Origin of the sequence: Pseudogemmobacter humi (genome assembly GCF_900609055.1) — a bacterium.
Lineage (GTDB): Bacteria > Pseudomonadota > Alphaproteobacteria > Rhodobacterales > Rhodobacteraceae > Pseudogemmobacter > Pseudogemmobacter humi.
In genome coordinates, this window is sequence record NZ_UXAW01000034.1 from 68548 (window position 1) to 87810 (window position 19263).

The 19263-nt window shown below is 67.5% G+C and carries 18 protein-coding genes; 13 read left to right on the forward strand and 5 right to left on the reverse strand.

All coding sequences use genetic code 11. The features are described 5' to 3' along the window. Position 1 precedes the first annotated feature (1 nt). Positions 2 to 775: a CbtA family protein gene (locus XINFAN_RS02965; protein WP_124085012.1), complete on the forward strand. Its 774-nt coding sequence runs from the start codon at positions 2 to 4 to the stop codon at positions 773 to 775. Between the two features lie 18 nt (positions 776 to 793). Here XINFAN_RS02965 and cobF read toward each other — a convergent pair whose 3' ends face one another. Together cobF and XINFAN_RS02975 are read right to left on the reverse strand one after the other, a co-directional pair. After that, the gene (gene cobF, locus XINFAN_RS02970; protein WP_124085013.1) at positions 794 to 1549 is read right to left on the reverse strand and encodes a precorrin-6A synthase (deacetylating); all 756 of its coding nucleotides are present in this window, start codon (positions 1547 to 1549) and stop codon (positions 794 to 796) included. Between the two features lie 118 nt (positions 1550 to 1667). Then, on the reverse strand, positions 1668 to 3584 hold the full coding sequence (locus XINFAN_RS02975; RefSeq protein WP_124085014.1) for a lytic transglycosylase domain-containing protein: 1917 nt from the start codon (positions 3582 to 3584) through the stop codon (positions 1668 to 1670). Positions 3585 to 3737: 153 nt separating this feature from the next. Between XINFAN_RS02975 and dapA the strand changes: the two genes are divergently transcribed. From dapA to XINFAN_RS03005, 6 genes are all read left to right on the forward strand, one after another. Beyond that, entirely contained in the window at positions 3738 to 4610 is an 873-nt protein-coding gene (dapA, locus tag XINFAN_RS02980) for a 4-hydroxy-tetrahydrodipicolinate synthase (protein WP_124085015.1), read from the forward strand. A 60-nt stretch (positions 4611 to 4670) separates the two neighbouring features. Next, entirely contained in the window at positions 4671 to 5549 is an 879-nt protein-coding gene (locus XINFAN_RS02985) for a DMT family transporter (protein WP_267898345.1), read from the forward strand. 48 nt (positions 5550 to 5597) lie between these two features. Next, positions 5598 to 6074, forward strand: a complete 477-nt coding sequence (smpB, locus tag XINFAN_RS02990) for an SsrA-binding protein SmpB (RefSeq protein WP_124085016.1) — start codon at positions 5598 to 5600, stop codon at positions 6072 to 6074. Between the two features lie 149 nt (positions 6075 to 6223). Beyond that, the gene (locus tag XINFAN_RS02995) at positions 6224 to 6514 is read left to right on the forward strand and encodes a hypothetical protein (RefSeq protein WP_199286349.1); all 291 of its coding nucleotides are present in this window, start codon (positions 6224 to 6226) and stop codon (positions 6512 to 6514) included. A 148-nt stretch (positions 6515 to 6662) separates the two neighbouring features. Then, entirely contained in the window at positions 6663 to 7538 is an 876-nt protein-coding gene (gene sseA, locus XINFAN_RS03000) for a 3-mercaptopyruvate sulfurtransferase (RefSeq protein WP_124085018.1), read from the forward strand. A 41-nt stretch (positions 7539 to 7579) separates the two neighbouring features. After that, on the forward strand, positions 7580 to 8755 hold the full coding sequence (locus XINFAN_RS03005) for an amino acid aminotransferase (RefSeq protein ID WP_124085019.1): 1176 nt from the start codon (positions 7580 to 7582) through the stop codon (positions 8753 to 8755). A gap of 161 nt (positions 8756 to 8916) precedes the next feature. Here the strand turns inward: XINFAN_RS03005 and XINFAN_RS03010 are convergent, their stop codons facing one another. Next, positions 8917 to 11163: a transglycosylase domain-containing protein gene (locus XINFAN_RS03010; protein WP_124085020.1), complete on the reverse strand. Its 2247-nt coding sequence runs from the start codon at positions 11161 to 11163 to the stop codon at positions 8917 to 8919. 274 nt (positions 11164 to 11437) lie between these two features. On the opposite strand from XINFAN_RS03010, the gene XINFAN_RS03015 reads away from it, so the two are divergent. Further along, the gene (locus tag XINFAN_RS03015) at positions 11438 to 11776 is read left to right on the forward strand and encodes a P-II family nitrogen regulator (RefSeq protein WP_124085021.1); all 339 of its coding nucleotides are present in this window, start codon (positions 11438 to 11440) and stop codon (positions 11774 to 11776) included. A 29-nt stretch (positions 11777 to 11805) separates the two neighbouring features. Continuing rightward, complete coding sequence (locus tag XINFAN_RS03020) at positions 11806 to 13143, forward strand: ammonium transporter (protein WP_124085022.1); 1338 nt, start codon at positions 11806 to 11808, stop codon at positions 13141 to 13143. A 124-nt stretch (positions 13144 to 13267) separates the two neighbouring features. On the opposite strand, the gene XINFAN_RS03025 is transcribed toward XINFAN_RS03020, so the two are convergent. Together XINFAN_RS03025 and XINFAN_RS03030 are read right to left on the reverse strand one after the other, a co-directional pair. Then, on the reverse strand, positions 13268 to 13879 hold the full coding sequence (locus tag XINFAN_RS03025; protein WP_124085023.1) for an MlaC/ttg2D family ABC transporter substrate-binding protein: 612 nt from the start codon (positions 13877 to 13879) through the stop codon (positions 13268 to 13270). 1 nt (position 13880) lies between these two features. Further along, positions 13881 to 14672 carry an MlaA family lipoprotein gene (locus tag XINFAN_RS03030; RefSeq protein WP_124085024.1) on the reverse strand — a complete coding sequence of 264 codons (792 nt, stop codon included), beginning with the start codon at positions 14670 to 14672 and terminating at the stop codon, positions 13881 to 13883. A 158-nt stretch (positions 14673 to 14830) separates the two neighbouring features. Between XINFAN_RS03030 and XINFAN_RS03035 the strand changes: the two genes are divergently transcribed. From XINFAN_RS03035 to XINFAN_RS03050, 4 genes are all read left to right on the forward strand, one after another. Further along, the gene (locus XINFAN_RS03035) at positions 14831 to 16579 is read left to right on the forward strand and encodes a type I secretion system permease/ATPase (protein WP_435530839.1); all 1749 of its coding nucleotides are present in this window, start codon (positions 14831 to 14833) and stop codon (positions 16577 to 16579) included. Beyond that, positions 16576 to 17880, forward strand: coding sequence for an HlyD family type I secretion periplasmic adaptor subunit (locus tag XINFAN_RS03040; RefSeq protein WP_124085026.1), 1305 nt, complete (start codon positions 16576 to 16578; stop codon positions 17878 to 17880). Before XINFAN_RS03035 ends, XINFAN_RS03040 begins: the two co-directional genes overlap by 4 nt. An 86-nt stretch (positions 17881 to 17966) precedes the next feature. After that, positions 17967 to 18425, forward strand: coding sequence for a RidA family protein (locus XINFAN_RS03045; RefSeq protein WP_124085027.1), 459 nt, complete (start codon positions 17967 to 17969; stop codon positions 18423 to 18425). Positions 18426 to 18433: 8 nt separating this feature from the next. Then, complete coding sequence (locus tag XINFAN_RS03050) at positions 18434 to 19207, forward strand: glycerophosphodiester phosphodiesterase family protein (protein WP_124085028.1); 774 nt, start codon at positions 18434 to 18436, stop codon at positions 19205 to 19207. The last annotated feature ends 56 nt before the right edge of the window (positions 19208 to 19263 follow it).

Here is a 19263-nt window from a genome sequence, read left to right on the forward strand (position 1 = left end):
CATGCTGCAAAGATTGCTGACCAGCGCATTGATCGCTGGCGCTGCCGCGGGGCTGATTGCCGCCCTGTTGCAGCTTGTCTTCGTGCAGCCGGTGCTTCTGCATGCCGAACTCTACGAGGGGGGCGAGCGCACCCATTTCGCAGCCGCGTCAGAACATGATCACGGCCACGGCGAAGAGGCCGCCCCGGATGAGGGCGAAGCCCCCGCCGAAGCTCCCGCCGCGGAAGCGGCCGGCCACGATCACGCCGATGCGGGCGAGATCCCCGGCATCGGCTTCGACGCGCCGCGCGACGGGCTGTCGGTGCTGTTCTCGATCATGGTCTATGCCGGTTACGGTCTGATCCTGGTCGCCGCCATCGCGCTGGCCGAGAACGCGGGGCACCGCGTCACCGCGCGCCAGGGCCTCCTGTGGGGGTTGGCCGGTTACATCGCCGTGCAACTCGCGCCCGCGGTGGGGCTGTCGCCGGAACTGCCGGGCATGGCCGCCGCCGACATCAACGCCCGCGCGGTCTGGTGGGTGGCGACGGTGATCGCCTCGGCGGTCGGGCTCTGGCTGATCGCCTTCGGCAAGGGCTGGGGCGCCTGGATCCTCGCCATCGTGCTGCTCGCCGCGCCCCATGTCATCGGCGCGCCGCATCCGCATGAGTTCACCGGCCCGACGCCGCCGGAACTGGCCGCGCAATTCGCCGGCCGCGCGCTCGGCGTCGGTCTGGCGGTCTGGGCGCTGCTCGGCCTGTTCGCGGCCTCGCTCTGGAGCCGCGGCCGCACCGCGTAAGACACCGGCCCCGGCGGCTCAGCCCGCCGGGGTCCGCCGCAGGATATAGATATCCATGATCCAGCCATGTTCGGCCCGCGCCGCCTCGCGCGCGGCCAGGATCCTCGGCCCGGCCTCGCTCAGCGGCCCCCGGTCGGTGATCTGCCCGCTCATCCCGACATAGGCGCCCCACCAGATCTCCACCCCCTCGGGCGGCACGGTCTGGAAGGCGCAGCCGCCGTCCAGCATGACGACCAGCGTGTCCACCCCCAAAGGCCAGCCGTCCTCGCGCAGCCGCCGCCCGGTGGTCACCAGAAACGGCGCCCCCAGATCGTTGAGCGGAATGCCATGCGCCGCCGCCAGAACCTGGGGCGACATGATTCCCGGGATCACCCGCACCCGCAATTCCATCCGCCGCGCCAGCCGTTCCGCGATACGCAAAGTGCTGTCGTAAAGCGCCGGATCGCCCCAGACCAGCAGCGCCACCCGTTCCGCGCCGCCCGCATCAGAGATCGCGGCCGTCCAAGCCCCGGCGATCGCATCATGCCAGTCGTTGACCCGCGCCAGATAGGACGGATTGGCCGGATCGCGCACCGGCATGGCAAAGCCCCGGATCCGCACCGCCGGATCGGTCAGAACATCGGCGCAGATCCGGCGGCGCAATTCGGCCAGATCGGCCTTGTCCTCGCCCTTTTCGGGGATCAGCACCAGATCCACCGAGTTCAGCGCCTTCACCGCCTCCAGCGTCAGGTGATCCGGGTTGCCGGTGCCGATCCCGATCAGAAGAAGGTCCATCCCGCGCTCCGCTGTTTTCCGCGCCAGAAATCACCCCGAGGGGCGAAAGAAAACCCCTGCCGCTTTCATCCTGACCCAAATACCCCCGCCGGAGGCCTCCCGGCGCAGCCGGGACCACTTACCCTTTCAACTCGGCACTGATCCGCACCGGCCCCGTCGCGCCGCGCAGCTTGGCGCGGTAGATCACCACGCCTTCCACCACACGCATCACATAGGTGCGGGTCTCGGCGAAGGGGATGGTTTCCACCCAGTCCACCACATCCACATCCGCCCGCCGCGGATCGCCGAATTCGGTGATCCAGCGCCGCGGCCGCCCCGGCCCCGCATTGTAGCCCGAGGCGATCATGGCGATCGACGGCCCGAACTCTTCGACCATCTTCGCCAGATAGGCCGCGCCGACCTGAGTATTGAACGAAGGCTCGTAAAGTTTCGACAGCGCGTATTCGAGGCCCAGATCCTTCGCCATCCGCTCGGCGGTTTCCGGCAGCACCTGCATCAGCCCGCGCGCATTGGCCGAGGACCGCGCTATAGGCTCGAACTCGCTCTCGCGGCGCGAGATGGCCAGCGCCAGCGCCCGGCTGACTTTCAGCCCGTCCGGCACCAGATCGGGCACCGGGTAATAGGGCCGGGGCAGGATCGCGCCGCGCTCGGCCGCCTGTTTGGCGATCACCAGCGCGATATGCGGCTCGTTCATCTCAAGCGCCATCTCGGCCAGCTGCGCCAGTTCGGCGCTGCTCAGGCTTTCCGAGAGGTGCAGCAGGAAGCGTTTCCCCTCGGGCCGGTTCCCCGCCGCCAGCAGCAGCCGCCCGGCCTCCAGCACCGAAGACCCCGCGAAACCCGACTGCCGCCAGCCCGCGGCCGGGGTCTCGTTCAACAGCGCCGGGTCAAGGTCCAGCCCCAGCCTCTCCGCCGCCAGCAGCCCGTAATAGGCGGTCTGATGCTTTGCCGCCGCGCGGTAATGCGCCAAAGCCTGATCCTGCCGCCCTGCCGCCTCTTCGGCGCGGCCCTGCCAGTAATCGGCGCGCGCGACCGAGATCGCGGTGGTCACTTCGGCGCGCAGATGGCCGAAATGTTTCAGCGCGGTCGCGGGGTCGTTCAGCCGCCGCAGCGCGATGAACCCGGCCAGGAACTCCAGATCGACGTAAGAAGAGCCGCGCGTCAGCCCATGGCCCGCCGCCACCCGATAGGCTTTCTGCGCCTCGCCCTGGCGCATCAGCCAGCGCGCCAGCAGCGCGCGCCGCGCGGTCCAGGCCTCGGGGCGGCCCAGTTTATCAGGCGCGACCGACAGGATCAGCTCCGCCGCCTCGGGGTAAAGATCGCGCCGCATCCGCCAGATGAACCGCTCATAACCCAGACCCGGATCGGATTTCAGCGAATCGGGCACCCTGGCCAGAATCGCATCGATGCCCTTCTCGTCGGCGCGCAGCGCCAGCCGCGCCTCGGCCAGCAGCCGCAGATCCGCGCTCACCCGTGGCAGCATCCGCATCGCCTCGGGGCGGCGGCCCTCCCAGAGCAGGGTGTCGAGCCGCAGCGGATGCACCATCGCCACCGCCTCGGGCATCAGCGCGATGAGCGTCTCTTCCTCGGCGGCGGTGAAGCTGAGTTCGGCCCAGGCCCGCATCGCCTCGGTCTCGGCCATAGCCATCTGGCCGAGCGCCTTATGCGCGCCGACCAGCGCGATGGCGCCCCTGGCGGTCTGCGGCGGGTAATCCTTGAACCAGGCCGTTACCCGCGCCGGCGTCTCGGACCGCGCCACCGCCTCTTCGCCCTTCTGGCGCAACAGCGCGAGGCCGGGCCAGTCGCCGCGCCGCGTAAGAAACGCCTCGTAATCCCCGAGCCTGCCCTCGCCTTCGCGCAGCCAGGACCAGATCACGAAGTCGCGCCCCACGCCTGCGGGCGCCGCCTCCAGCGCCGCCTGCCAGTCTTTCGTGCGCAGCAGTTCCAGTGCGGTTTTCATCGCCTGCACCTGATCGGCGCGGGCGGGCAGGGGCAGGAGCACGAGGGCGAGGATCAGCAAGCGGAAGACGAGGCTCATGGCGCGGACTGTGCCAAAGCCCCCCTGCCGCCACAAGGCACGATCCCGTCAGCAGGTGTCCGACAGCACCGCTTGGCAAGGCCCTTGCGCGACTGTAAGGAAGGCCCGTTGCACCCAGGGGCCGATCCGCCCCCAGACGAGGAGACGCGTGCCATGATCCAGGGGTCGATTCCCGCGCTGGTGACGCCGTTCAAAAACGGCGAGCTGGATATGGATACGCTCAGGAAACTCGTCGAATGGCAGATCGAACAGGGCACCACCGGGCTGGTTCCGGTGGGCACGACCGGCGAAAGCCCGACGCTCAGCCATGAAGAACACGAGGCGGTGGTCGAGGCGGTGGTGAAATTCGCCGCCGGCCGGGTGCCGGTGATTGCGGGCGCGGGCTCGAACAACACCGTCGAAGGCATCCGCCTGATCCGCCATGCCGAGAAGGTGGGCGCCGACGCGGCCCTGGTGGTGACGCCCTATTACAACAAGCCCACGCAAGGAGGGCTGATCGCGCATTACCGCGCGGTGCACGATTCCTGCAATCTGCCGATCATCATCTACAATATCCCCGGCCGCTCGGTCGTCGATATGACGCCCGCCACCATGGGCGAACTGGCGAAACTGCCGCGGATCGTCGGCGTCAAGGACGCCACCGGCAAGATCGAGCGGGTCAGCCAGCAGCGCGCCGCCTGCGGTGCGGATTTCATCCAGCTTTCGGGCGAGGACGCCACCGCGCTCGGCTTCAACGCCCATGGCGGCACCGGCTGCATCTCGGTCACGGCGAATGTCGCGCCGAAGCTCTGCGCCGAATTCCAGGCGGCGACCCTGCGCGGCGACTACAAGGCCGCGCTGGACTATCAGGACCGGCTGATGCCGCTGCATGAGGCGATCTTCCTGGAGCCGGGTGTTGCCGGGGCGAAATACGGCCTCTCGCTTCTGGGCCGCTGCACGGAAGAGGTGCGCCTGCCGCTGGTGGGCCTGACCGATGCCACCAAAGAGCGCATCCGGGCCGCCATGGTTCATGCCGGTCTCCTCTGAGCGACAAATTCCTTCAAAGGAATTTGCAAAAATCTTTGAAGATTTTTGCGTGGCGCAGTTGTGAGCGCGCCGCTCTCTCCCGATCTGCGCGGCGCCGCGCTGATGACGGCGGCGATGGCCGGTTTCGCCATCGAGGATCTGTTCATCAAACGCGCCGCGCTCAGCCTGCCGGTGGGGCAGGTCATGGTGCTGATGGGCTTTTCCGGCGCGCTGGTCTTCGCGCTGATGGCGCGCGCCAGGGGTGAGGCCGCCTTGCCCCGCGTCTTCCTCTCGCGGCCGATGCTGATCCGCTCGGGGTTCGAGATTTCCGGGCGGCTGTTCTACAGTCTCGCGCTGGCGCTGACGCCGATGTCGGCCACGGTTGCCATCCTTCAGGCGACGCCTCTGGTGGTGCTGGCCGGCGCGGCGCTGATCTTCGGCGAGCAGGTCGGCTGGCGGCGCTGGTCGGCGGTGATCGTCGGCTTCATCGGTGTGCTGATCGTGCTGCGTCCGGGGGCCGAGGGCTTCTCGGCGCTGTCGCTGCTTGCCGTGGCCGGGATGCTGGGCTTTGCGGGCCGCGATCTCGCGACCCGGGCCGCGCCGCAAAGCATGTCGAACCGCCAGCTTGGCACTTTGGGCTTTGCCATGCTGGGCTTTGCCGGGGTGATCGTCCTCGGCTTCACCGGCGAGGCGCATATCCCCGACCTGCGCGAGGCCGGGCTGGTGCTGGGCGCCACCGTCTTCGGCGTTGCCGCCTATAACGCGCTGACCGCGGCGATGCGCACCGGCGATGTCTCGGCGGTGACGCCCTTCCGCTACACGCGGCTGATCTTCGCGATGATCCTCGCGGTGCTGATCTTAGGCGAATCCCCCGATGCGGCGACGATCCTCGGCAGCGCGATCATCGTGGTCAGCGGCCTTTACACCCTTCTGCGCGCGCGCCGGAAAGCCCTGCGTTAAGGGCTGCGCCTTTACTCGCGCCCGGGCATCGCCTATCTCCTGCGGGTCATGATGAAGAAATCCGATCCCAATTCAAAGCTGATCGCCGAAAACCGCCGGGCGCGGTTCGATTATCATATCGAAAGCGACCTTGAGGCCGGGATCGTGCTTCAGGGGTCCGAGGTCAAAAGCCTGCGCAATGGCGGCTCGAACATCGCCGACAGCTACGCTTCGGTCGAAGGCGGCGAGTTGTGGCTGATCAACGGCTATATCGCGCCCTACCGACAGTCGAACGCCTGGGACAGCCATGAGGAACGCCGCAAGCGCAAGCTGCTGGTCTCAAAGCGCGAGCTTTCGCGGCTCTGGAACGCCACCGCGCGCGAGGGGATGACCATCGTGCCCCTGCGGATGTATTTCAACGACCGCGGCATGGTGAAGCTCGCGCTCGGCATCGCCAAGGGCAAGAAGCTGGCCGACAAGCGCGAGACCAGCGCGAAACGCGACTGGGAGCGGCAGAAGGCCCGGCTCCTGAAGCAGAACGGCTGAAGATCTGGTGGCTGCGGCCTGAGCGAATACAACATTTGCCAGGATGGGAAGGATAGGGCACCATTCCCCCTGCCCGGATCATTTCTTTCGACCCATGATGCCGGGTGTAAAGCCGGATGAAAAACGGCAGTCACAGAGGGACGAATGACATGGAACTGATCATTCAGCTGGTCGCGGGCCTTGTGGGCGGCAATGCCGCCGGGGCCGCGTTGAAGAACCTGAACCTCGGGCCGGTGCTGAATTCGGTCATCGGGCTGATCGGCGGTCTGGGCGGCGGGCAGCTTCTGTCGATGCTGGGCGTGGGCGGTGCCGGAGAGGCGGCCGCCGCGGCCTCGAATCTCGACATCGCCTCGATCGTGCAGAGCGTGATCGGCGGCGGCGCGGGCGGCGGCATCCTGGTCGCCATCGTCGGCGCCATCAAAAAAGCCATGGGAAAGTGATCTGACCCTCGCAGGAACAGCCCCGCCCGCGCAGACCCCGCGGGCGGGTTTTTTGTTGCGCAGGCGGGGCCGACGGGCCGGGCGGAGGCTTGCGCACAAGGCTGGGCGGGCTATAGGACGGTGACCGTCCCGTGACCCCGAGGCCGCCATGCCGCTGACCCCCTCTCCGAATGACGATCCGAAAACCCTCGTCTCGACCGACTGGCTCGGGCGGCATCTGAAGGATCCAGATCTGCGGCTGCTGGATGCCAGCTGGTATCTGCCCGACGCGGGGCGCGACGCAAAGGCGGAATACCTGGCCGCGCATATCCCCGGCGCGCGGTTCTTCGATATCGACGAGATTTCCGACCACCGCTCGAATCTGCCGCATATGGCGCCGCCGATCGAGAAATTCATGTCGCGGATGCGCGCGATGGGGGTGGGCGACGGCCATCAGGTGGTGGTCTATGACGGCTCGGGCCTGTTCTCGGCCGCCCGCGTCTGGTGGCTGTTCCGGCTGATGGGCAAGACCGATGTCGCGGTCTTGGACGGCGGTCTGCCGAAATGGCGGGCCGAGGGCCGCGAGACCGAGGATCTGCCGCCGGTGATCCGCGACCGCCACATGACCGTGCAGCGCCAGAACCACCTGGTGAAAGACGTGACCCAGGTCGCCCATGCCGCCAAGCTGAAACAGGCGGTGGTGATCGACGCCCGCGCGCCTGCCCGCTTTGCCGGCGAGGCGCCCGAGCCGCGCCCCGGCCTGCGCGCGGGCCATATCCCCGGCGCGCGCAATGTGCCCTTCGGTGCGGTGCTGAACCCCGACGGCACGATGAAAGACCCCGCCGCTTTGCGCCGGGTGTTCGAGGCGGCCGGGGTCGATCTGACGAAGCCCGCGATCACCAGTTGCGGCTCGGGCGTGACGGCGGCGGTGCTGGCGCTGGCGCTGGAACGCATCGGCCACCGCGACTGGTCGCTCTATGACGGTTCCTGGACCGAATGGGGCATGTATGAGGATCTGCCGGTCGAAACCGGCCCGGCCCGGTGAAACTGGCTCTGTAAGGCCCTGAAAGGGCGAATGAGGGGAAAATGCTTGAGGCTCTGAACCCGCAGCCGCAGGATAAGATCCTGCAACTTCTGGCCATGTTCCGCGAGGACAAGCGGGCCGGCAAGATCGACCTCGGCGTCGGGGTCTACAAGGACGCGACCGGGCTGACCCCGGTGATGCGCGCCGTCAAGGCGGCGGAAAAGAAGCTGTGGGAGAGTGAGACCACCAAGACCTACACCGCCCTGGCCGGAGAGCCGGCCTATAACACTGCTATGCAGGGGCTGATCCTGGGCGAGGGCTATGCGGATCGCGCGGCCTCGATCTCGACCCCGGGCGGCACCGGCGCGCTTCGTCAGGCGCTGGAGCTGATCCGGCTGGCGCGGCCCCAGGCGAAGATCTGGCTCTCGGCGCCGACCTGGCCGAACCATCCTTCGATCGTGAAATTCCTCGGCCTTCCGATGGCGGAATACCGTTACTTCGACGTGGAAGGTTCGGGGCTGGATTTCGCCGGGCTGATCGAGGATCTGGGCCGCGTCGCCGAGGGCGATGTGGTGCTGCTGCACGGCTGCTGCCACAACCCGACCGGCGCCAATCCGACCCCGGCCCAGTGGGACGAGATCATCGCGGTGCTGAAGGCGAAGAAGGCCATGCCGCTGGTCGATCTGGCCTATCAGGGCTTCGGCGACGGGCTGGATGCGGATGCCGAAGCCACCCGCAAGGTGGCCGCGGCCTTCCCGGAAGTGCTGATCGCCGCGTCCTGTTCCAAGAATTTCGGCATCTATCGTGAGCGGACCGGCATCCTGATCGCGCTGACCTCGCCCGAGCGCAAGGCGGTGGTCCAGGCCAATCTGAACTTCCTGAACCGGCAGAATTACAGCTTCCCGCCCGACCATGGCGCGCGGCTGGTGACGATGATCCTGGAAGACCCCGCGCTGCGCGCGGAATGGGTGGTCGAGCTGGAGGAGACCCGGCTCAACATGCTGAACCTGCGGGTGCAGCTGGCCGAGGAACTGCGCAAGGCCACCAATTCGGACCGTTTCGACTTCGTGGCGCATCATCGCGGCATGTTCAGCCGCCTCGGGCTGAGCGAGGCCCAGGTGAACCGCCTGCGCGAGGAAAACGCGATCTACATGGTGGGCGATTCGCGCATCAACATCGCCGGGCTGAACCGGGAAACCGTGCCGCTGCTGGCGAAGGCGATCGCCGCGGTGCTGTGAGCGGTCGCTTCTGACTGCTGGCGGAAGCGGGGGTTTCACACCCCCGCACCCCCGTGGGGTATTTCCATCAAGGTGAAAGACAAGGTGCGGTCGGTTCCGGGCGCCTGTTGTGGGCATCCGGCGCGAAGAATACGACGCGGCGCTAAGGGCGGACGCCCGGGTCAGTTGATCCCGAGCGCCTCGCGCACTGCGCGGTCGATCTCTTCCTGGCGGCGCGCGTCGGGCATACCCTGTTCGGTCGAGCCGCCCTGGTAGACCGGGGCGTTCGAGCCGTCGAAATAGGGCACTTCCTCGGGCAGGATCGGCCGCTCGACCCCGCCGATATCGGGCGAGGGGGCGAGGCCCCCGGTGCCCGAGACCGTGTTGGGAGGGATCTCTTTCGGCAGGGGCTGTGCGGCCACGCCTTCGTTGATGCGCACCATCACCTCGCGCCAGATGTCGGCGGGCAGGCCGCCGCCGGTCACCCCGGTCAGCGGGCGGTTGTCGTCGTAGCCGAGCCAGACCCCCACCACGTAATCGGCGGTGAACCCCACGAACCAGGCGTCGCGCGCCGAATTGGTGGTGCCGGTCTTGCCCGCCGCCTCGCGGTCGGGAAGCCGGGCGCGGGTGCCGGTGCCGCCGTTGATCACCTCGCTCATCATATAGATCAGCGCATGGGCGGCGCGTTCCGAGATCACCCGTTCGCCGATGCCGCCGCCCTGGCCAAACAGTTCTTCGTCCTCGCCCTTCAGCTTGAGCGCGCGCAGCCCGTAGGGCGTGACCGACGAGCCGCCGTTCAGGATCCCGGCATAGGCGCCGGTCATCTCGATCAGCGTCGATTCCGAGGCGCCGAGCGCCAGCGCGGGGCCGTCGGCCATCTTCGAGGCCACGCCGAAATCGGTAGCGACCTTTTTCACCAGATCGCGGCCCACCAGTTCCGAGATCTTCACCGCCGGGATGTTGCGGCTTTCGGCCAGAGCCTGGGTGAGAGTGATCATCCCCTTGAATTTGCCGTCGTAATTCTTGGGGCTGTAGGGGCCCGAACCGGGGACGTTGATCGTATAGGGGCTGTCGTCGACGTAATCGAGCGGGCTGTAGCCCAGATCCAGCGCCACCGCATAGACGAAGGGTTTGAACGAGGATCCGGTCTGGCGCAAAGCCATGGTCGCGCGGTTGAAATCGCCCGCCCTCGGGATCGCGCGTCCGCCGACCATGGCGCGCACGGCGCCATCCGCGCTCATCACCACGATAGCGGCCTGGGCGGTGGAGCCCTCCTTGACCTTGCTGTCGAACACATGGGCCAGCGCTGCCTCGGCCTGGGCCTGGATCCGCTGGTCGAGCGTGGTCTCGATGATCACATCCTCGGTGGTGTCGCGGGCGAGGTAGTCGGGCGTGGTCTCCATCACCCAGTCGGCGAAGAAACCGCCGTTCCGCTGCCGCGCGGCCTCGGACAGTTGCGCCGGATTGCGCCGCGCCTCATCGGCCTCGGCTTTGGTCAGATAGCCCTGCTCCTCCATCAGCCCGATCACCACATTGGCGCGGTTCTGCGAGCGTTCCAGATTGGCGGTGGGCGCCAGCGCCGAGGGCGCCTGCAACAGACCGGCCAGCATCGCCGCCTCGGCCGGCGAGACATTGGCGGCGGATTTGCCGAAATAGCGCTGCGCCGCGGCCTCGAAGCCGCGCGCCCCCGCGCCCAGGTAGGCGCGGTTCATGTAGATCGTCAGGATGTCTTTCTTGGAATATTTCAGCTCCATCGCGATGGCATAGGGCACTTCCTTGATCTTGCGCCGGATGCCGCCGCCGCGGCAGTCGTTCTCGTATTCCGCCTCGGATTTCCACTGCGCCGGGTCATAGGCCACGCCAAGGCACAGAAGTTTCGCCACCTGCTGGGTGATGGTCGAGCCGCCGTTGCCCTGGAAGGCGCTGCGCCCCTCGGCCAGGTTGATGCGGATCGCGCTGGCGATGCCGCGGGGCGAGACGCCGAGGTGATAGTAGAAGCGCTTGTCCTCGGTGGCGACGATGGCGTCGTGCAGATGCTTTGACACATTGTCGACGGTGATCTGGCCGCCGAAGGTCTCGCCCCGCCAGGCGAAGACCTTGCCGTCGCGGTCGAGCAGCGTGACCGAGCCGCGGGCGCGGCCGTCGAGCAGAGAGTCCACCGGCGGAAGCTGGCTGTAGAAGTAAAAGACCACGCCGCCCACCACCATCGTGGCCACGGCGGTGACGCGCCAGAGCACGCCCCAGACGATGCGCCAGAAGAACAGAAGCGTGCCCGCGATGAAACCATGCCGCCGCCGCGGACGGCGCGGTTTCGGGTCGGGTTTGCGCTTTTTCGGCGGCGGCGCCGCTTTGGCCTTCGGCTTCGCGCCGCCGGCCGGATAACGCCTGTCTGCCACAAGGGGACGCTTGCCCCCGCCACTCGTTGCCATTGCCTGACTGTCCGCTTTCGTCGCGTGTTCTCGTGTAATGGCGGGCAACATAGCCTGCTTTCCCGCCAATGCGAAGGCCGGGCTCCCGCGATTCGAATCCCATCGGTGCCCAAAATCCGGGCAGTCGGCGGCGATTATGCGCAATTTCTGCCATCGCAGCATGTCCGGCCGGTCCGGCGCCCGCCGTTTTCTTGTGCTGCACCTGCGAAATCCCGCCTGATTTCCCCGGGAACCCGCCGGCCACGGGATCCGCGAGAGGCGAAAGGGGACAGATGTGAAACTGATCATTGCAGCACTCAAACCGTTCAAGCTCGACGAGGTGCGCGAGGCGCTGACCACGATCGGCGTGCGCGGAATGATGGTCACCGAGATCAAGGGCTTCGGCCTGCAATCGGGCCATACCGAGATTTATCGCGGGGCCGAATATGCGGTGAATTTCGTGCCGAAGGTCCGGCTTGAGATCGTCGTGCCCGATGCGCTGGCCGACCAGGTGGTCGACACCATCGCCCGCACCGCCGGAACCGGCAAGATCGGCGACGGCAAGATCTTCGTGCTCGATGTCGAACAGGCCGTGCGGGTGCGCACCGGCGAGACCGGCGACGACGCGATCTGACAAAGACCCAGGGAAGGGGAAATCACCAGATGAACAAAATCACGAAATTCGCTGGCCTGGCGGCGCCTGCCGCGCTGTTCGCCGGCCTGCCCGCCTGGGCCCAGGAGGCGGCCGAAACCGTCGAAGAGATCGTCGAAGCCGCGCCCGCGCCTGATACCGGCGACACCGCTTGGATGATGGTCTCGACCGTCATCGTGCTCTTCATGATCTTTCCGGGGATCGCGTTGTTCTACGGCGGGCTGGTGCGCACCAAGAACATGCTGTCCTTGCTGATGCAGACCACGACCATCGCCGCGATGATGATGGTGGTCTATGTGGTCTACGGCTATTCCTTCGCCTTCGGCGGCGGCGAGGGGCCGTATTTCGGCGGTTTCGGCAAGCTGTTCCTTGCGGGCGTAACCCCCGACAGCCTGGCGGGCACCATACCGGAATATGTGTTCATCGCCTTCCAGATGACCTTCGCCAGCATCACCCCGGTGCTGATCATCGGCGGCTTTGCCGAGCGGATCAAATTCCGCGCCGCGCTTCTGTTCAGCCTGCTCTGGGCGACGTTCGTCTATTTCCCGGTGGCGCATATGGCCTGGGATGCGAATGGCCTCTTCTTCGGCTGGGAAGTGTTCGACTTCGCCGGCGGCACGGTGGTGCATATCAACGCCGGGATCGCGGCGCTGGTCGGCGCGATCTGCGTCGGCAAGCGCATCGGCTACGGCAAAGAGAACATGACGCCGCATTCGCTGACCCTGACCATGGTGGGCGCTTCGATCCTGTTCGTCGGCTGGTTCGGCTTCAACGTCGGCTCGGCGCTCGGCGCGGGCACGCTGGCGGGGCTGGCGATGATCAACACCTTCACCGCGACGGCGGGCGGCATCATCGGCTGGATCCTGGTCGAGGCGGTTTTGCGCGGCAAGGCGTCGATGCTGGGCGCGGTCTCGGGGATGATCGCGGGCCTCGTGGCCATCACCCCGGCGGCGGGCGTGGTCGGGCCGGTCGGCGCGATCTTCCTCGGCGCGATCGCCTCGGCGCTGGCCTACTGGTTCGTGGCGGTGGTGAAGATCAAACTCGGCTATGACGACAGCCTCGACGTGTTCGGCATCCATGGCATCGGCGGCATCACCGGCGCCATCGGCGCGGGGATCTTCTGCGCCCCGGCGCTTGGCGGCCAGGGCTTCGCAGGCGAGCGCGGCATGGGCGAGCAGCTGTTCTACCAGGTCGCGGCGGTGGGGATCACCATCGTCTGGTGCGCGGTGGTCTCGTTCATCCTGTTCAAGGTGGTCGGTGCGCTGACCGGCGGGCTGCGGGTCACCGCCGATGCCGAACGCGAAGGGCTCGACCTTACCTCGCACGGCGAACGCGCCTATCATTACTGACAGGCTGCACGACAGGCGAAGGCCCGCCGGAGACGATCCGGCGGGCCTTTCTCATGAAACGAATGCCGCTTTCATCCTGACCCAAATACCCCCGCCGGAGGCATCCCTGGCCTGCCAGAGGCGCTTACGCCTTTTTCAGATCCTCGATCAGCGCGTCGATATTGCCCTTGCGCCGGTCCAGCATGGCACCGATCTCGGTGCGCTCGGAGGCCAGCATGTTCACGCCTTCGATGATGATGTTGAAGAACAGATTCCTGCCGCTCTTGTTCGAGACATGCCAGCGCACCTCGAACGGCGCCTCGCCCTTCAGATGCGCGGTCGAGATCACCTCGAAATAGCTTTTCAGCGGCCGCGCGCCGGTCACTTCGATCTTGCCGCCGATGAATTCGCGGAAGCGGCGGCCGTATTTGCGGCTGATATAGCCCTGGAAGGCCTGGGTATAGGCTTTCATCTGCCCGTCCGAGGCCGAGCGCGCCGCGTTCCCCAGCGTCGAGCGCGCGATCTGCGGCACATCGGCGTAGCGCACGAACAGCTTCTCGAACTCGGGATACATCTGCTTTTCCGAGCGGCCCGAGTTGATGATCGCGTTGATCTCGCCCACGGCCTTGTCGATCAGCGCCCGCGCTTCGGCGTCGTTCAGCGCGAAGGCAGGCGCGGCGCCAAGCGCGGCGGCGGCGGCAAGGCCCGTGCCGAGGAAACAGCGGCGCGAGAGGCCGGAAACGATTTTACCAGGCATGTCAGTCCTCGTAGGGGTCGATGAAACCGTCGTCATAGGGGTCGATGAAACCGTCATCCGCCCCCCCGTCGGCACCGCCGCGCACCTTCGCGATCTCGTGCCGGCGGTTCTGAAGATACAACAGCCGAAGCTGCGCATAGCTGTCGGCGCTCTCATATAGGATGGAATCGACCGTATCGGAATAACGGTAGCGATCATTTAGCCGTGAAAGCGCCTCGATCCCCAGGGTTGCGGTCTCGTCGTCGCCGTCGAAGACATTGCCCACCGGGTTCATCGCCAGATCGACCGCGAAGCCCACCGTGTCGCGCAGCGTCGACGGCCCTTCGACGGGCAGTTCCACATAGGGGCCTTCGCCCACACCCCAGACCGCCAGCGTCTGGCCGAAATCGGCATCGGTCTTCGGCATGCCCAGAACCGAGGCCACGTCGACCAGCCCGCCCAGCCCGGCGGTGGCATTGACCGCAAAGCGCAGGGTATTGGTCGCCGCCTCGCCGATTCGGGCCTGAAGCACCTGGTTGATCACCACGCCCGGCAGATCCAGCGTATCGGCCACGTTCGAGACGCCCTGGCGCACCGGCCCCGGGACCACGGTGCCATAGGCTTTTGCCGCGGGCCGCACCAAAGCGGTGTCCAGCCCCTTGTTCAGCCCGTGGATTCCGCGGTTCACCGGCTCCAGCGGATCGTTGATGCCGTCCTGCGCCGGCCCCCGGGCGCAGCCCGACAGCGCGGCCAGCGCAAGGCTCAGGGCGATGAGGCGGCCGCAACGGTCGCGGATCGTGGGGGCAGGGGTCATGACTGAAAACTCGGGCGCGCTCGGGACTGGTTTTCACGCTTTTTTCGTGAATTGAAGGTCAGGATTACGGCCTGGCAAAGCGCAAGACAACACGCATTCGTTATGCGATGTTGCGACTGGCGGGCTTTGGCCATGGCGGCGTATTTCGGAGCGTGGAATTGAAGAAAGACATCGGCCATCACGGGCGGGGCGAGCTTGCCGCGGTCAGATCCCTGTCGCGAGGCGCGCTGATGGCGGCGTTTCTGTTCTCGGTCTTCGCCAATCTGCTGATGCTGACCTCGCCGCTCTATATGCTGCAAATCTACGACCGGGTGCTGTTGTCGCGCTCGGAGCCCACGCTGCTGGCGCTGTCCCTGCTGGCCTGTTTCCTGTTTCTGGTCATGGGGCTGCTGGATCACGCCCGGGGCCGCATCCTCGCCCGGATCGGCGCCCGTTTCCAGGAGGCGCTGGACCGGCGGGTGCTGTCGGCCTCGTTCCGGCGGCTCTCGGTCGTGCCGGGCGACGGCGCCGCGCGCACGGCGCAGGGCGATCTTGAAACCATCGCCCGGTTCTGGGCCTCGCCTCTGCTGCAATCGCTGCTGGATCTGCCCTGGACGCCGGTCTTCATCGCGGCGCTGTTCATCTTCCATCCCTGGCTTGGCTGGTTCGCGGTGGCCGCGTCGCTGTTGCTGATGGCGCTGGCCTGGGCCAACCAGTCCGGCACCGATCAGATCACGCGCGAGGCGACGCTGGCCGGATTCGCCGCCGAGCGTCAGGCCGAGAATCTCAAGGCGGAATCGGAACTCGTCCGTTCCCTCGGGATGAGCGGCAGCGCCTTCGCCCGCTGGTATGGTCTGCGCCGCGAGGCCTTGGCGAAAGGCATGACGCTGGCCGACACCGCCGGCAGCTATCAGGTGCTGACGAAAACCCTGCGGATCTTCCTGCAATCGGCGATCCTCGGGCTGGGGGCCTGGCTGGTGCTGAGGGGTGATCTTTCGGCGGGGGCGATGATCGCGGGCTCGATCCTTCTGGGCCGCGCGCTGCAACCGATCGAAGGCGCGATCAGCCAGTGGCCGATGATGTCGCGCACGCGGGCCGCGCGCGAGCGGCTGGTGAAACTGCTGGACGATGCCCCGGCCGAGCCCATGCGCACCGCTTTGCCGCGCCCCGCCGCGAATATCGAGGCCAGCGGCCTGACCGTGGTGCCGCCGGGCGACAGCCGCCCGGTGCTGCGCGGCATCTCGCTGCGGGTCGGGCCGGGTCAGGCCATCGGCGTGATCGGGGTCTCGGGCTCGGGCAAAAGCTCGCTCGCCCGCGCGATCTGCGGCGTCTGGCCACCGGCGGCGGGCCATATCCGGCTCGATGGCGCCACGCTTGATCAGTATGAGCCGGACGTTCTGGGCAGCTACATCGGCTATCTGCCGCAGCGGGTCACGCTGTTCGACGGCACCATCGCCGAGAACATCGCCCGGCTCGATGCCTCGGCCGAGCCGGAGAAGATCGTGGCGGCGGCCAGGAAGGCGGCGGTCCACGATTTGATCCTGCGGCTGCCCGCGGGCTACGACACCCAGGTCTCGACCATGGGAGGCCAGTTGTCCGGCGGGCAGATCCAGCGCATCGGCCTTGCGCGGGCGTTTTACGGCGATCCGGTGATCCTGGTGCTGGACGAGCCGAACTCGAACCTCGACAACGACGGCTCGATGGCGCTGAACCACGCCATCCGCCAGGCCAAGCAGGACGGCTGCGCGGTCTTCATCATGGCGCATCGCCCGGCGGCGATCCAGGAATGCGATCTGCTGCTGGTGATGAAGGACGGCATGGCCCAGCATTTCGGCCCGCGCGACCAGGTGCTGCGCGAGGCGGTGAAGAACGCGGGCGACATCGCGCGGCCGATCAACGCCGGTTCCATCCAAGGGGGCGTGTCATGAGCGCGAGCCGTCCGCTCTGGTCGATCCGCCGCCCGCTGGTGCTGGGCTTTCTCGCGCTGTTCGCGCTGATCTTCGGCTTCGGGATCTGGGCCGCGACCGCCAGCCTGTCGGGCGCCATCGTCGCCCCGGGCCAGATCGAGGTCGAACAGAACCGCCAGGTGGTGCAGCATCCCGACGGCGGCGTGGTCGCCGGGATCGAAGTGACCGAGGGCCAGAGGGTCCAGGCCGGCGACGTGCTGATCCGGCTGGACGGTGCGCTCTTGTCGACCGAACTCGCCATCGTCGAGGGCCGGTTGTCCGAGGCCATCGCGCAGCGCGCCCGGCTTGAGGCCGAGCGCGACGGCGCGGCGCGGCCGGTCTTTCCGCCGGATCTCGTCGCCGAGGCCGGGGCCAGCCCCACGGTGCGCGATCAGATCGACGGACAGCTCGGCCTGTTCGACGCGCGCCTTGAGGCGGCGGAAAAGGAGGTGGAGCAGCTCAACCGCCAGATCGAACAGATCCGCGCCCGGATCACCGGCATCGACGCCCAGGCCGAGGCGATCCGCATCCAGCTCGACCTGATCCGCCAGGAGCTGGTCAGCCAGAAGACCCTGCTGGACCGCGGCCTCGCCCAGGCGGCCTCGGTCCTCGCGCTGCAACGCGAGGAGGCGCGGCTTCTGGGCCAGACCGGCGATCTGATCGCCAACCGCGCCCAGGCCGAGGAGCGTATCACCGAGATCGAACTGTCGATCGGCGCCATCAGCCTGCGCCGCCGTGAACAGGCCGCCGACCAGCTGCGCGAGATCGCGCCGCTGGAACTGGAACTCGCCGAACGTCGCCGGGGGCTGCGCGAACAGGTCGCGCGGCTGGATATCCGCGCGCCGGTGTCGGGGGTGGTGCTGGGCCTTGCGGTGACCACGCCGCGCGCGGTGCTGCGCCCGGCCGAGGCGGTGCTCTACATCGTGCCGCAGGACCGGCCGCTGATGATCGCCGCCCGGGTTTCGCCCATCGACATCGATCAGATTCACACCGGCCAGGACGTGGAGCTGGTGTTCTCTGCCTTTTCCTCGCGCACCACCCCGCATCTGAAGGGCAAGGTGATGCTCGTCTCGGCCGATGCCTTCACCGACCAGACCGCGCATGTCAGCTTCTACCGGGTCGAGATCGTGCTGCACGCGGATGAGGCGGAAAAGCTGGGCGGGCTGGCGCTTTTGCCCGGCATGCCGGTCGAAGCCTTCATCCAGACCGGGGCGCAGACGCCTTTCGCCTATCTGATCAAACCCTTCGCCGATTATTTCAATCGCGCCTTCCGCGAAAGCTGACCTCACCTGACGCGGGGCAGGCGCTTGCCCCGCCCCCGGCCTTCTGGCAGGGTCCGGCCGAACGCACCGATCCGAAGGGAAAGCCCATGTCCATCGAAGCCCGTCTCGCCGAGCTTGGCATCACCCTGCCCGACGCCCCCGCGCCGGTCGCCAATTACGTCGGCTTCGTCCAGACCGGCAATCTCGTCCATGTCTCGGGCCAGATCAGCCAGAACGAATCCGGGCCGATCAGGGGCAAGCTGGGCGCCGATCTGTCGGTGGAACAGGGTGCCGAGGCCGCGCGGCGCTGCGCCATCTCGCTGCTGTCGCAGGTCAAAAAGGCGTGCGGCGGCGATCTGGGGCGCGTGGTGCGGCTGGTGAAACTGACCGGCTTCGTCAATTCCACCCCGGATTTCACCGACCAGCCCAAGGTCATCAACGGCGCCTCGGATTTCATGGTCGAGGTGCTGGGCGACAAGGGCCGCCATGCCCGTGCCGCGGTCTCGTCGAACTCGCTGCCGCTCGGCGTCGCGGTCGAGATCGACGCGATCTTCGAGATCGCCTGAGCGCCGCCATGGCCCGCGTCCCCCTGCCGCCCGGCTTCCTGCGCCTGCCGCTCGCGCATCGCGCGCTGCATGACCGCGCGGCGGGGGTGATCGAGAATTCGCCCGCCGCGATCCGCGCCGCCATCGCCGCGGGCTACGGCATCGAGATCGACCTGCAACTGTCGCGCGACGGCGAGGCGATGGTGTTCCACGACGACGGGCTCGACCGGCTCACCGCCGCGACCGGCCCGGTCAGCGCCCTGAGCGCGGCCGGGCTGACCGCCCTCACGCTCAGGGGCAGCGAGGACCGCATTCCGACGCTGGCCGAAGTGCTGGACCTGGTCTCCGGCCGGGTGCCGCTGCTGATCGAGCTGAAGGACCAGACGCTCGCCATGTCCGAAACCGACGGCCGGCTTGAGGCCGCCACCGCGCGCCTGCTGGCGGATTACCGGGGTGAGGTGGCGGTGATGTCCTTCAACCCCCATTCGGTGGCGCATATGGCCCGGCTCGCGCCCTCGGTGCCGCGCGGGCTGACCACCTCGGCCTGGGACCCCGACGAGTGGGCGCCGCTCGACCCCGCCACCTGCGCGCGGCTGCGGGAAATTCCGGATTACGCAAGCAGCGAAAGCAGCTTCATCAGCCACGAAGCCGCCGACCTGCCCCGCCCGCGCGTCGCCGAACTGAAAGCCGAAGGCGCGGCGGTGCTGTGCTGGACCATCCGCTCGCCCGCGGACGAGGCCTGTGCGCGCCGTATCGCCGACAATATCACCTTCGAGGGCTACGCCGCGCCGATCCCGGCCTGAGCCCTTTCCCTTCGCCCCGCGGCCACATAGCCTCGGCGCAAAGCCAGCGGAGCCAG